This is a genomic window from Micromonospora sp. WMMC264 (genome assembly GCF_027497275.1).
Taxonomy (GTDB): Bacteria; Actinomycetota; Actinomycetes; order Mycobacteriales; family Micromonosporaceae; genus Micromonospora; species Micromonospora chalcea.
In genome coordinates, this window is sequence record NZ_CP114907.1 from 2,611,937 (window position 1) to 2,625,360 (window position 13,424).

General features: G+C 71.2%; 7 protein-coding genes. 4 read left to right on the forward strand and 3 right to left on the reverse strand.

Annotation, left to right across the window (positions count from 1 at the left end):
* Window positions 1-134 precede the first annotated feature (134 nt).
* Together O7542_RS11120 and O7542_RS11125 are read left to right on the forward strand one after the other, a co-directional pair.
* Complete coding sequence (locus O7542_RS11120) at window positions 135-1,562, forward strand: non-reducing end alpha-L-arabinofuranosidase family hydrolase (RefSeq protein WP_069089767.1); 1,428 nt, start codon at window positions 135-137, stop codon at window positions 1,560-1,562.
* A 27-nt stretch (window positions 1,563-1,589) separates the two neighbouring features.
* Window positions 1,590-3,332: a cellulose binding domain-containing protein gene (locus O7542_RS11125; RefSeq protein ID WP_281606179.1), complete on the forward strand. Its 1,743-nt coding sequence runs from the start codon at window positions 1,590-1,592 to the stop codon at window positions 3,330-3,332.
* A 61-nt stretch (window positions 3,333-3,393) separates the two neighbouring features.
* Here O7542_RS11125 and O7542_RS11130 read toward each other — a convergent pair whose 3' ends face one another.
* Entirely contained in the window at window positions 3,394-4,959 is a 1,566-nt protein-coding gene (locus O7542_RS11130) for a pectate lyase (protein WP_281606180.1), read from the reverse strand.
* 331 nt (window positions 4,960-5,290) lie between these two features.
* Between O7542_RS11130 and O7542_RS11135 the strand changes: the two genes are divergently transcribed.
* Entirely contained in the window at window positions 5,291-6,502 is a 1,212-nt protein-coding gene (locus O7542_RS11135; protein ID WP_281606181.1) for a hypothetical protein, read from the forward strand.
* Here O7542_RS11135 and O7542_RS11140 read toward each other — a convergent pair.
* Entirely contained in the window at window positions 6,440-7,402 is a 963-nt protein-coding gene (locus O7542_RS11140) for a DMT family transporter (protein WP_281606182.1), read from the reverse strand. The two genes, O7542_RS11135 and O7542_RS11140, sit on opposite strands and share 63 nt — an antisense overlap.
* 40 nt (window positions 7,403-7,442) lie before the next feature.
* On the opposite strand from O7542_RS11140, the gene O7542_RS11145 reads away from it, so the two are divergent.
* On the forward strand, window positions 7,443-8,834 hold the full coding sequence (locus tag O7542_RS11145) for a PLP-dependent aminotransferase family protein (RefSeq protein ID WP_281606183.1): 1,392 nt from the start codon (window positions 7,443-7,445) through the stop codon (window positions 8,832-8,834).
* Between the two features lie 244 nt (window positions 8,835-9,078).
* Here O7542_RS11145 and O7542_RS11150 read toward each other — a convergent pair whose 3' ends face one another.
* Entirely contained in the window at window positions 9,079-13,365 is a 4,287-nt protein-coding gene (locus O7542_RS11150; RefSeq protein ID WP_281606184.1) for a discoidin domain-containing protein, read from the reverse strand.
* Between the last annotated feature and the right edge of the window lie 59 nt (window positions 13,366-13,424).

Consider the following 13,424-nt stretch of genomic DNA (forward strand, 5'->3'; position numbering starts at 1 on the left):
GATTCGGTGGGTGCGGAAATGGGTTGTTGAGCGCATGGGAGCGCTCCCGTAACATCCCTGACGCGGCTGTTAACGCTCACAAAACAATCGCCACCGCCAATGCCAGAGCCGCCGCCCCCGCAGGAGGTCAATTCATGTCCAGATCCAGGTCAGTCAATGCCATATTGGCGTCGGCCGGCGCCGCGCTGCTCGCGTCGGCGTCGGTCGCCGTGGCGCAGCTGCCCGCCGGGGCCGCCGCCGCGGGCTGCTCCGTGAACTACGCGATCTCGTCGCAGTGGCAGGGCGGCTTCGGCGCCAACGTCACCATCACGAACCTCGGCGACCCGGTGTCGAGCTGGACGCTGACGTGGTCGTTCGGCGCCGGGCAGACGGTGACCCAGTCGTGGAACACGAGCCTGACCCAGAGCGGGTCCGCGGTCACCGCGCGCAACGTCGACTACAACGGGTCGATCCCGACGAACGGCAACACGTCGTTCGGCTTCAACGGCTCCTGGACCAGCAGCAACCCGGTGCCGACCAGCTTCGCGCTCAACGGCGTGACCTGCACCGGCGGCACCACGCCGACCGGCGGCCCGACCGGCTCACCCACCACCGCGCCACCCACCACGGCACCGCCGACCACGGCGCCACCCACGACGCCGCCGCCGGGCAACACCTGCAGTCTCCCGTCGTCGTACCGGTGGTCCTCGACCGGCGCGTTGGCGCAGCCGCGGTCGGGCTGGGTGTCGTTGAAGGACTTCACGGTGGTGCCCTACAACGGGCAGCACCTGGTCTACGCCACCACCCACGACACCGGCACGAGGTGGGGGTCGATGAACTTCGGTCTGTTCTCGAACTGGTCGCAGATGGCGTCGGCCAGCCAGAACGCGATGTCGTCGGGGACCGTGGCGCCGACGTTGTTCTACTTCGCGCCGCGCAACATCTGGGTCCTGGCGTACCAGTGGGGACCGACCGCGTTCTCCTACCGCACCTCCAACGACCCCACCAACCCCAACGGGTGGTCGTCGGCGCAGCCGCTGTTCACCGGCAGCATCTCCGGCTCCGGCACCGGCCCGATCGACCAGACCCTGATCGCCGACGACCAGAACATGTACCTGTTCTTCGCCGGTGACAACGGCAAGATCTACCGCTCCAGCATGCCGATCGGAAACTTCCCCGGCAGCTTCGGCTCCAACTACACCACCATCATGTCCGACAGCACGAACAACCTGTTCGAAGCCGTGCAGGTCTACAAGCTGCAGGGCCAGACCCGCTACCTGATGATCGTCGAGGCCATCGGCTCCCAGGGCCGCTACTTCCGGTCCTTCACCGCCACCAGCCTGAACGGCTCCTGGACCCCGCAGGCCGCCACCGAGTCCAACCCGTTCGCCGGCAAGGCCAACAGCGGCGCCACCTGGACCAACGACATCAGCCACGGCGAACTCATCCGCACCACCGCGGACCAGACCTTCACCGTCGACCCCTGCAACCTCCAACTGCTCTACCAGGGCCGCTCCCCCAACTCCGGCGGCGACTACGGCCTCCTGCCCTACCGCCCCGGACTGCTCACCCTCCAGCGCTGAGCCGGACCGTCCAGGAAGGAAGGTCGCATGAGAAGGCACAGAACGACCCGTACCGCGGTGTTGTCGGCCGGCGCGGTCCTGCTGGCGTCCACCGCGATGGCCGCGGCGCTGCCGGCCGGAGCGGCAGCCGCCGGATGCGCGGTCACCTACGCCGTGTCGTCGCAGTGGCAGGGCGGCTTCGGCGCGAACGTGACGGTCACCAACCTCGGTGACCCGGTCAACGGCTGGACGCTCACCTGGTCCTACGCCGCCGGCCAGACCGTCACCCAGGCGTGGAACGCCACCGTCACCCAGAGCGGAGCGGCGGTGACCGCCCGCAACGTCGACTACAACGGGTCCATCCCCACGAACGGCAGCACGTCGTTCGGGTTCAACGGGGCCTGGACCAGCAGCAACCCCGCGCCGACGAGCTTCGCGCTCAACGGGGTGACCTGCACCGGCGGCACGACGCCCACGTCGCCGTCCACGTCGCCGTCCACCTCGCCGTCCACGTCACCGACGAGTTCGCCGACCACCTCGCCCAGCACCCCGCCGCCGACCGGGGCGGCGGACATCACCGTCAACACCGCCAGCCGCTACCAGACGATCGACGGGTTCGGCGCCGCCGTGTCGATCTGGGGCGGCGCCTGGTCGACGGCCGAGACGCAGACGCTCGTCGGGCTCGGCCCCAACCAGCTCGGCCTGTCCATCGTGCGTACCGGCATCTCGCCGGTGTCCGGCGAGTGGGGCACCCAGGTCAGCGCGCTGCGCACGGCGAAGTCGTACGGGTCGAACGTGAAGATCATGGCGTCGCCGTGGACCGCCCCGGCGGCCTGGAAGACGAACAACAGCCGGATCAACGGTGGCAAGCTGCGCACCGACTACTACGACGACTACGCCAACCACCTCAACAGCTACGTCCAGTACATGCGCAACCAGGGTGTGACGATCGACGTCACGTCCGTGCAGAACGAGCCGGACTGGCACCCTGACTACGACTCGATGGACTGGAGCGGCACCGAACTCCAGACCTTCGTGCGGGAGCAGGGCGCCAAGGTGCAGAACACCAAGCTGATGGTCGCCGAGGCGGTGAACCTGAACTACGGCTACACCGACCCGACGCTCAACGACGCGGCCGCCCGCAACAACATCGGCTACATCGGCGGACACCTCTACGGCACCGAGGCGTCCGGCCGGCTGAAGCCGTACACGCTGGCGCAGCAGTACAACAAGCCGGTGTGGATGACCGAGTGGAACCTGCACGAGGCCGACGGCGGCGGCTCCAGCATCTGGGGCAACCCGGCCAACGCCGCGGCCTGGAACGAGACGCTCGACGACATCATGCGCACCGTGCACAAGTCGATGGAGTCGAACTGGAGCGCGTACGTCTGGTGGTACGGCAAGCGCTACTACTCGTTCATCGGTGACGGCGAGTCCGCGTACGGCACCGTGGCGGGCGCGCCGCTCAAGCGCGGGTACGCGTTCTCGCAGTACGCGAAGTACGTGCGTCCCGGCTACCAGCGGGTCGCCCTGACCAAGAGTTCCAAGGCGTCGCCGCTGGAGGTGACCGCCTATTCCGGCGACGGGAAGGTCACGCTGGTGATCCTCAACCGGTCCACCAGCGCGGTGAACAACGCGATCATCCAGGCGCCGCAGAACGTCAGCCGGGCGGAGTACGTGGCCACGTCGCAGAACGCGAGCGCGGCGAGCCAGCCGGTCGGCGTGAACGGCAACCAGGTCACCGTGAACGTCGGCGCGCGGAGCATCTCCACCGTCGTGCTCACCCTCTGACCGGGGACACGAACAAGGGCGGGGGCGGCCGGATCGGCCGCCCCCGCTCGTGTGTGACCTGCTAGCCGGCGTACGTCTCGAACTCGCCGACTCTCGGCGTACCGCTGGAGCTGTTGATCTTGAAGTTGATCTTCTTCAGCGAGGTCGCGCCGAAGGTGATCTGGCCGGCCCCGCTGCCGGAGGCGAGCACCGCCCCGGTGTCGTTGTTGACGAGCTGCCAGGACCCGATCGAGCCCGAGGTGCCGGACGGCTCGCGGATGACCACGCGGGAGACGGTGGTGGCCGAGCCCCACTTGATCGAGACGGTGCCGGTCGACCCCGACGGCGACCAGTAGGTGCTCAGGTTGCCGTCGCGCACGTTGCCGTAGCTGGTGCCGTCGGCCTTGCTGGACCCGTCCGCGCCGGCGCCGGAGACGAGGCTCAGGTTGGTCCCGCCGGACGGCGGCGGGGTGGTCGTCCCGGGCGGCGGCGTGGTCGGTGCGGGCGTGGTCGGCCCCGGCGTCGTCGGCGCCGGGGACTGCGGCGTGCAGTTGCCGTCGGACACCCGCAGGCCGGTGTTCGCGCCCGCCGTCTGCCGCACGATGTCCGGCACACAGCTCGCCGCGTCGAGCCGGTACGAGTACGGGACGCTCACGGTGGTCGTCGAGGTCACGTTCGGACCCGCCGGGTAGTTGTCGGTCCCGGGCGAGGACCAGGTCACGTTGTCGAAGATGTTGCCGCCGACCTGCCAGGTGCCGCGCTCGCTGGTGTAGAACGTGCCGAGCACGTCCTTGGAGTTGCGGAAGTAGTTGTTGTCCACCTTGGCCCGTGCGCCGGCCCGGGAGTTGATGCCCGACTCGTGCAGCCCGTTGTAGTGGTTGTTGAACATGTGGGCGATCCCGCCGCGCAGCAACGGCGTACGGGAGTCGATGTTCTCGTACAGGTTGTGCTCGAACGTGATGTAGCCGTTGCCGCGGTCGCTCTCACTCGATCCGATGAGGCCACCGCGGCCGGAGTTGCGCAGGATGCTGTACGACAGCGTCACGTACTGGGTGTCGTCCTTCATGTCGAACAGGCCGTCGTAGCCCTCCGACTCCCCGCCGGACGCCTCCAGCGTCACGTGGTCGACCCAGACGTTACGGACGCTGCTCTCCATGCCGATCGCGTCACCACCGTTGGAGGTGGGCGAGCCGGACTTCTTGACGTTGCGCACCGTCACGTTGCGGATGATGATGTTGCGGGAGTCGCGGATGTGGATGCCGAGCTGGTCGAAGACGGCGCCGCTGCCCACCCCGATGATCGTGACGTTGCTGATCTGCTTCAGCTCGATCACGCCGTCGGCGGTGTTGCAGCTCGATCCGGAGACCTTGCTGGTGTTGCCGTGGTTGATGGTCCCGGTCACCTCGATGATGATCGGGGTGCTGCTGCTGGCCCGGCCGCAGAGCGCGGCGTGGATGGCGGTGCCGGTGGTGGCGCGTACGGTCTGCCCGCCCGCGCCGCCGGTCGTGCCGCCGTTCTGGGTGGCGTAGCCGGTGGCGCTGCCGGCCGCCGCCGACGCCTGCGGGGACGGCAGCGCCACGGCGACGGCGATACCGACGACCGCCGTGGCCAGTGCCGCGTGGAGTCGCAGCGCGACTGGTCTTCTCATGTCGCCTCATTCCTTTTTCGAGCACGCGGGAATTGCCGCCGAGCCGCGGCAGCAAACCGAATGGGAATAGTGCGGAGCCGCGACGCGATCAGGCGCGTCGCCGGCGGATGTCGTTCATCTGCGATGCCCGGGCCGCAAACGAAACATCGATGTAACGCGATCGTATGAAAGCGCTTTCGCTCAGGGCAAGAGGTAGCGTTTGCAGGTTTTTTGCACTGCTCAGGACGGCCGGACGCCGGGGACGCCACCTTGACGGGCGGCGAGATCGATGGTTGCCTGCACCTCACCCTCACATCGACATCCGTCTAACTCCGCCCCCACGAGGAGCGCCATGTCCCGATCCCGCAGGACCCGCACCCCGGCGGTCGTCGCCGGCGCGGTCGCCGCCGTCCTGGCCGCCTCCCCGGCCCCCGCCGCGCCCCTGGCGGCACCGGCCACCGGCAACACCTGGAGCGCCGACCTGGCCGTAGTCGACTCCGACGACGTCAACGTCCACTGGACCGGCACGGAACTGCGCCTCGCCGACCCGGCGTACCGGCCCGCGGCCCGGCGCGGCATCGCGGCCGAGGGCACGCTGCTCGTCGCGCCGCATTCACTCGCCGCACCGGCCAACCGGGTCCGGGCCGACGTCGTCGCAGTCCCCGCCCGCGACGGCGCCGTCGAGGTGGCGGCGCGCGGCTGGCGATCGGGCGCGTGGACCGAATGGCGGGCCGTGACCGGCGCCGCCGTCTTCGACCAGCCGGTCACCCGGGTGCAGATCCGGGTGGTCCTCACCGCCGACCGGCCGTCCGCCGCGCCCAGCCTGCGCACGGTCCGGCTCACCGCCGACTCGGTCGCCGCCGTCACGGCCGCCACGCCCGGCCTCACCTACCGGGTGTACGCCACCCGCGAGGGCCTGGTCGGCGGCACCACCGCCAACGGGCACGTGATCGTCTCCCGGGACCACTTCGTCGCGCTGCCCTCGTTCCACGGACTCGCGCCGAAGAACACCGGCGACTACACCGTGCGGGTCTGCACCACCACCCGCAGCCGCTGCGAGTACGCGCCGGTCTGGGACGTCGGACCGTGGAACACCAAGGACGACTACTGGAATCCCGGCAGCACCCGGGAGATGTGGAAGGACCTGCCGCAGGGCCGGCCCGAGGCGCAGGCGGCGTACCAGAGCGGCTACAACGGCGGGCGGGACCAGTTCGGACGGGTGGTGGGCAGCCCGGCCGGCATCGACCTCGCCGACGGCACGTTCTGGGACGGCCTGCTGCTGACCGACAACGCCTGGGTCGACGTCGCCTACCTCTGGACCGGCACCGGCACCCGCGGCCGCATCGGCAGCGGGCCGCTCAACATCCGCTCCGGTCCCAGCACGAGCAACCCGGTCGTCGGGCTGGCCGCCACGTACGCCGACGTGCCGATCGAGTGCTCGGTCAGCGGCCAGTCGGTGAGCGGCCCGTACCGGACCACCACCCAGTGGAACCGCCTCGCGTCAGGACACTTCGTCAGCCACGCGTACGTCTCCAGCGTGACCGGCACCATCGCGCCCTGCTGAGGGCGACCGGCCCGGGGCGCGCGACGGTGTCGCGCCGCCCCGGGTGCGCTGGATGAGCACGACGCAGGCGAGCACCGCGCCCGCCACCACGAGCGCGCCGGGCGTGACCGCCTCGCCGAGCAGCAGTGCCGACCAGATCAGCGTGAGCACCGGCTGGACGAGCTGGATCTGGCCGACCTTGGCGATGCCGCCCCGGGCCAGCCCGGCGTACCAGGCGAAGAAGCCGAGGAACATCGACACCACTGTGAGGTAGCCGAACCCGGCCCAGGCGGCGATGCCGCCGTGCGGCGGGTGGACTAAAGCGGCAACCGCCGTGACCGGCACGGTGACCGGGAGCGACAGCAGCAACGCCCAGCAGATCGTGCGGGCGCCGCCGAGTTCGCGGGCCAGCCGGCCGCCCTCGGCGTACCCGAGTCCGCAGAGCACCACGGCGGCGAGCAGGTACAGGTCGGCGGGCGCCAGCGTCCCGCGGATCGAGCCGCCGGCGGCGAGGAACGCGAGCACCAGCGCCAGTCCGGCGATGCTGGCGATCCAGAACAGCGGCGGCGGCCGTTCCCCGGCCCGCAGCACCGCGAACACCGCCGTCATGGCGGGCAGCACGGTGACCACCACCGCGCCGTGCGCCGATGTCTGCGTGGTGAGCGCCAGCGAGGTGAACAGCGGGAAGCCGACCACGACGCCGAGCGCGACGATGGACAGCCGTCGCCACTGGTCCCGGGTGGGGCGTGGGGCGCCGGTGAACCGCAGGTAGGCCCACGCGAGCAGCGCCGCGCCGACGGCCCGTCCGAACGCGACGAACCAGGGGTCGAGTGTGTGCACCGCGACGCGGGTGGCCGGCAGCGACATGCTGAAAGCCAGCACGCCCAGCGCGCCGAGGGCAACCCCGCCGCCCGCTCCCACCGTTACCGTCGTTGGTGCAGTAGCGCTACTCTGTGCTGTCATGAATGATGGTAGCGCTATCGAGCGTGTCGTCCGGCATCTGGGTGCGCTGGCGGCGGACGCCGTCCCCGGCACGCGACTGCCGTCGGTACGGGAGCTGACCGCCCACCATCACGTCTCCCCCGTCACCGTCGCCGAGGCGACCCGGCGGCTCGTCGCCGACGGCCTGATCGAGACACGGCCGGGACGTGGCGCGTACGTGGCGAACCGGCGCGCCGACCCACCACGGCCGGACCTGTCGTGGCAGACCGTCGCGCTGGGCTCACGGCGCGACGGCGAGGAGGAGATGCAGGCGCTGCTGGCGCTACCGCCGTCGGGCGCGATCCCGCTGACCGGCGGCTACCTGGACCCGGACCTCCAGCCGGCCGCCGCGCTCGGCGCGGCGCTCGCCCGCGCCGCCCGGCAACCGGCGGCGTGGCAGCGCGGCCCGGTCGAGGGACGCGCCGACCTGCGCGCCTGGTTCGCCCGAGCGGCCGGCGGGGGCCTGCGCGCCGAGGACATGGTGATCTGCCCGGGCGGGCAGGCCGCGCTCTCCACCACGCTGCGGGCGCTCACCACACCCGGCGACACGCTGCTCGTCGAATCCCCCACCTACCTGGTCGCGCTCGCCGCCGCGCGCGCCGCCGGGCTGCGGGTGGTGCCGGTGCCCGCCGACACCGACGGGGTACGCCCCGACCAGCTCGCCGCCGCGTTCGCCCGCACCGGCGCCCGCCTGTTCTACTGCCAGCCGCTGCACGCCAACCCGCACGGCGCGACGCTCTCCCCCGCACGACGCACCCAGGTCGCCGAGGCGGTACGCGACGCCGGGGCGTTCCTCATCGAGGACGACTACGCCCGCGACCTCACCATCGACGGGGAGGCCCCGCCACCGCTGGCCGCCGACGACCCCTACGGACACGTCGTCTACCTGCGCTCACTGACCAAACCGGCAGCGCCCGGCCTGCGCATCGCCGCGCTCGGCGCACGCGGACCGGCCGGAGCCCGGCTGCGCGCCGCCCGCCTGCTCGACGACCTGTTCGTCGCCGGGCCGCTGCAACAAGCGGCGCTGGAGTTCCTCACCGCGCCCGCGTGGGACCGGCACCGCCGCAGCCTGCGCGTGCACCTGCGGGCCCGCCGGGAGGCGCTGCTCGCCGCACTGAACCGCCACCTGCCGCAGCTGGCGCCGCGCGACGTCCCGCGCGGCGGCCTGCACCTGTGGGTACGCCTGCCCGACAACACCGACGACGTAGCGGTGACCACGGCTGCCGCGGCAGCGGGGGTGACCGTCTTCCCCGGCCGCCCCTGGTACGCCGCAGAACCCCCCGCCCCGCACCTGCGCCTGACGTACGCCGCCGCCCCACCCGAGCAGATGGACGAGGCGATCCGCCGCCTGTCCACCGCCCTCCCCCACTGACCGCGCAGCCTTATACCCTCCGTCGATCTTGGACTCGTGGTGCCACAGCTTGTCGGCTTCGCCCCACTATCAGAGGCGCCACAACTCCAAGATCGCCGTGCCGCCCTCGCCGCCCGCCCCGCCCCGTCCCGCCCCGTCCCGTCCCGTCCCGCGATCTTGCAGTTCGCGCCCCCTGATACCAGGAGTAATCCGGCATCGCGGGGGCCGAAAGTGCAAGATCGCGGGGGTGGGAGAGGCCGCGAGGTTAGTTGCGGGTGATCGTGAAGGTTGTGGTGGTGTTCTTGATGTCCTGGGCGTTGTCGGTCAGGCGGAGGTTGGTGAAGGTGGCCGCGCCGACCGCGGGGCCCTGACCTGCCTCGGGCATCTCGTTGACCCAGATGCCGAAGCCGGACTTCGCGTCGAACGCGTCGCCGCTGCGCCGCGCGCCGGAGATCGACACGTTCGTCAGCACCGTGTCGGTGATCGGGTTCTCCGGCTGGCTGCCGTTGTACTTGGTCTGGAACATGATCCCCGAGTACGTCGGATCGACGATGTCCACGTCGCTCACCCGGATGCCACGGAACTCCTTCGACGCGGAGAACAACCACATCGCCGGGAACGTCTGCGCGCCCCAGAAGTGCCCGCCGGAGCGGATCAGCGAGATGTTCTCGAACCGGGTGGGCGGGCTGGCGCCGAACCCGACGAACGGGTAGCCGAAGTCCAGCGAGCTGATTGTGATGCCCGAGTACGTGAGCTGGTCGGCGATGTACAGGTTGCGGAACACGTTGTCGTAGCCGCCGTACACGGCCAGCCCGGCTGCCCGCCAGGTCAGCGTGGCGGTCAGGTTCTCGAACACGTTGCCGTGGTTGCCGCCTGAGCCACCCTGGTCGGTGGCGGAGAACAACGCGAACGCGTCGTCGCCGTTGGAGCGGCCCTCCGAGTTGGTGACCAGGTTGTTCGTGCTGCCGTTGGTCATGTTCACGGCGTCGGCGAAGGTGTTGCGGAACCGGCTGTCCCGGATGGTCAGCCCGTCCACACTCACCCCCCAGTACGCGCACACGGTGTGCTCCACCCAGACGCTGTCCAGCGTCAGGTCGTCCACGTCCTTCAGTTCGCCCCACACCTTGCCGGGACCGTCGATCCGGTTGGTGTAGTTGCCGAAGAACGCCAGGTGGGCGAAGGTCGAGCCGCTGGCCGAGGACTCGACCCGGAAACCGGCGTCGGTGTTCTGCTGGTTGCGCGGCGTCTGGAAGCGGGTGTACCACATGCCGGCGCCGACGACCTGCACCGCCTTGCCGTACACCTGGAACTTCTGCGCCGTCTCGTACGTGCCGGCGGGCAGGTAGACGCCGACCAGCGTGCCGGTGGTGTCCATCCGTACCGCGTCGAGCGCGTTCTGCACGTCGGCGTGACTGAACCCGGTCGGCACCTTGTAGCGGGCCGGGTCGGGGTTGGCGCGCGGCGACACCAGTTCGGTGTTGACGAAGTCGATCGCGTACGTGGTGCTGTTCGCCGGGTCCTTCTGGAGCCGGATCCGGCTGCCCGCCGGGACCGTGGTGTCGAGCAGCACGTTCGCCTCGTCGTACAGGTGCCGGGGCGCGCCCGCGCTCGGCGAGTCGCTGGGACCGGCCTCGGCGCCGTAGAGCCAGATGTGCTTCGAGGTGAGGCTCATCGGTTTGTGCAGCACACCGTTGACGTAGACGTTGATCGTCGAGTCGATCCCGCCGCCGCCCGGCGCGTCTGGGATGGAGTAGCGGGCCACCAGGGCGTTCGCGGCCGAGCGGGTGGTCCACTCGACGTACGCGCCGGTGGTGTTGAGCGTGACCGCGCGGCGGCCGGACGCCTCCCCGGCGAGGTCGCCGATGGTGCGGTTCGGGCCGATCACCTGCGCGCCGCCGCCGGTCGTGCCGTCCTCGGCCTCGTACGCGTCGTACGGCAGGTTCGCCCCGCGGCCGACGAACAGCGCCCGGTCGCTGGTGTTGTTCTGCCGCTTCACCGGCAGCTCGTTGCCGTCGTCGGCGAGCACCACCCGCACCGTGTACCGGCCGTTGGCGGCGGTCCACGTGCCGAGCGACACCGGTCCGGCGGTGGCACCGGCCGCGATCGTGCCGCTGTACGAGCCGGTGAGCGTGCGGACCACCGCGCCGGACTGGTCGCGCACTGTCAGGTTGATGCCGTGCGCGCCGCTCGCCGACGCGATGGTGCCCTGGTTGCGCAGCGTCACCGCGAAGGAGACGGTGGCGCCGGCGCTCGGCGTGCCGGGTGACCAGGTGACGGCGGAGGCGACCAGGTCGGAGCTGGCGACCGGGCTGACGGTCAGCGGGGTCGGGCTGGTGTAGGAGTTGTTCGCCTCGTTCTGCTCGATCACCGCGTTCGACTCGTCGACCTTCGCGGTGAGCGGGTAGCTGCCGGCGTCGCGTACGCCGATGCTCGCCGAGACGGTGCTCGACGCGCCCGCGGCGAGCGCGCCGACGGCGGCCGCGCCGACCTTCGTCGTACCCAGGTAGAGGTTGACGTCGGTGGCGGCGGAGGCCGCGGTGCCGGCGTTGCGCACGGTGGCGGACAGCGTGATCGCGTCGGTCTCCACCGGCGCGGACGGCGAGGCGGTGACCGCCGTGACGGTGAGGTCCGGGTTCGGCGCCGGGACGCCGATGACCTGGAGTTCGGCGACCTGGCCGTTGGAGGAGCCGGAGTTCGCGGTGAACTGGAGCCGGACGTCAGCGGCGGTCGCGGAGACCGGGACGGTCACCGTGTTCGCGCTGTTCGGGTTGAAGGAGTACGTGGCGGAGCCGACCAGGCTGGTGAACCCGGACGCGGACTGCTCCCGCCCGAGCACCTGGAACGTCTGGGTGCGCGCGCCCCACGCCGGGTCCGGGTTGAGCTTCACGACGACGGCGCTGATCGCGGCGTTGGCGCCGAGCGCGACGGTGAGCGTGCTCGGGTACGCGCCGGGCGCGCCCTCCCAGTACGTGGTGACGTCGTTGTCGACGGCGTTGGCGGCGGCGAACACGTGCACCATCGACGACGCGGTGGCGGGCTTGCCGACCGCCAGGTTCGTGCCGCCGGTGCTGCTGCCGGTACGGGTGACGGTGTTGCTGTTCGCCGACACGTTCCCGGCGGCGTCGCGCGCCCGCACGTGGTACGAGACGGTCGCGCTGTCCGGCTGGCTGTCGGTGTAGGTGAGCGTGGATCCGCTGACGGTGGTGCGCAGCGTGCCGTTGGCGTACACCTCGTAGCCGGTGACGCCCACGTTGTCCGTGGACGCGGTCCAGGTCAGCCGGATCTGCCCGCTCGCCGGCTGGGTGTAGGCCAGGTTGCCGGGCGCGGTGGGCGCGACGGTGTCCCCGGTGTTGCCGGTGCGGGTGACCGTGTTGCTGTTCGCCGACACGTTTCCGGCCGCGTCGCGCGCCCGCACGTAGTAGGAGACGGTGGTCCCGGCGGGCTGGGTGTCGGTGTACGTCAGCGTGGTGCCGCCGACGGTGGTGCGCAGCACGCCGTTGGCGTACACGTCGTAGCCGGTGACGCCGACGTTGTCGGTGGACGCGGTCCAGGTCAGCCGCACCTGGTCGGTGGCGGGCTCGGTGAACGCGAGGTTGCCGGGCGCGCTCGGCGCCTGGGTGTCGCCGGTGACCGGGCCGTAGACCTCCAGCTCGCCGAGCTGCCCGGCGGGCCAGGCGCTGTTGGCGGTGAACAGCAGCCGCACGTACCGCGTCGAGGCGGTGGGCACGGTGACCGTCACGGCGTTGCCGCCGCCCGGGTCGAACGCGTACGCGGCGGAGGCGACGAGCGTGCCGAACGTGGAGCCGTTCGTGCTGCCCTGCACGGTGATCGTCTGGGTGCGTGCGCCCCAGCCGGACGGCAGCCGCAGCACCAGGCGGTTGACGCTGGTGGCGGCGCCCAGGTCGGCCTGGATCCACTGCGGGAACGCGTTGTTCGGGCTCTCCCAGTAGGTGCCGGCGTTGCCGTCGTTGGCGTTGCCCGCGCCGTACACGTCGGCGTGGCCGCTCTCGGTCATGGTCCGGCCGAGCGCCAGGTTGGTCGAGGAGGTGGCCGCGCCGTACACCTCCAGTTCGGCGAGCTGAGCGGCGGCCCAGCCGGTGTTCGCGGTGATGAGGACCCGCAGGTAGCGGGCGTCGGTGGCGGTGAAGCCGAGCGTCACGGTGTTGGCGGCGGCCGGGCTGAACGTCCGGGCGGCGGACGCGACGACTGTGGTGAAGCCGCTGCCGTCGGCGCTGGCCTGCACGGACAGCGTCTGGTTGCGGGCCTCCCAGGCGGCAGGGAGCTTCAGCACGACCTGGTCGACGGCGCGGCTGGTGCCGAGGTCGACCTGGGCCCACTGGGGCAGCGCGCCGCTGCTCTCCCAGTAGCTGCCCTGGTTGCCGTCGGTCAGGTTGGCCGCGGCGTAGGGGCCGTTGACGCTGCTGGCGGTGGCGGTGCGTCCGGCGGCGAGGTTCGGGCCGCCGGCGGCGAGGGCCGGTGGGGCGGGGGCCGCGGTGACGACCAGGCCGACCGCGGCGAGCGCCGCGACGATTCCGGTACGGAGTCTGGACATGGTGGACGGACACCTTCTTCCCGGGGGAGGTGGAGAGGCGTTCGGGGGTGGGGGTGCGG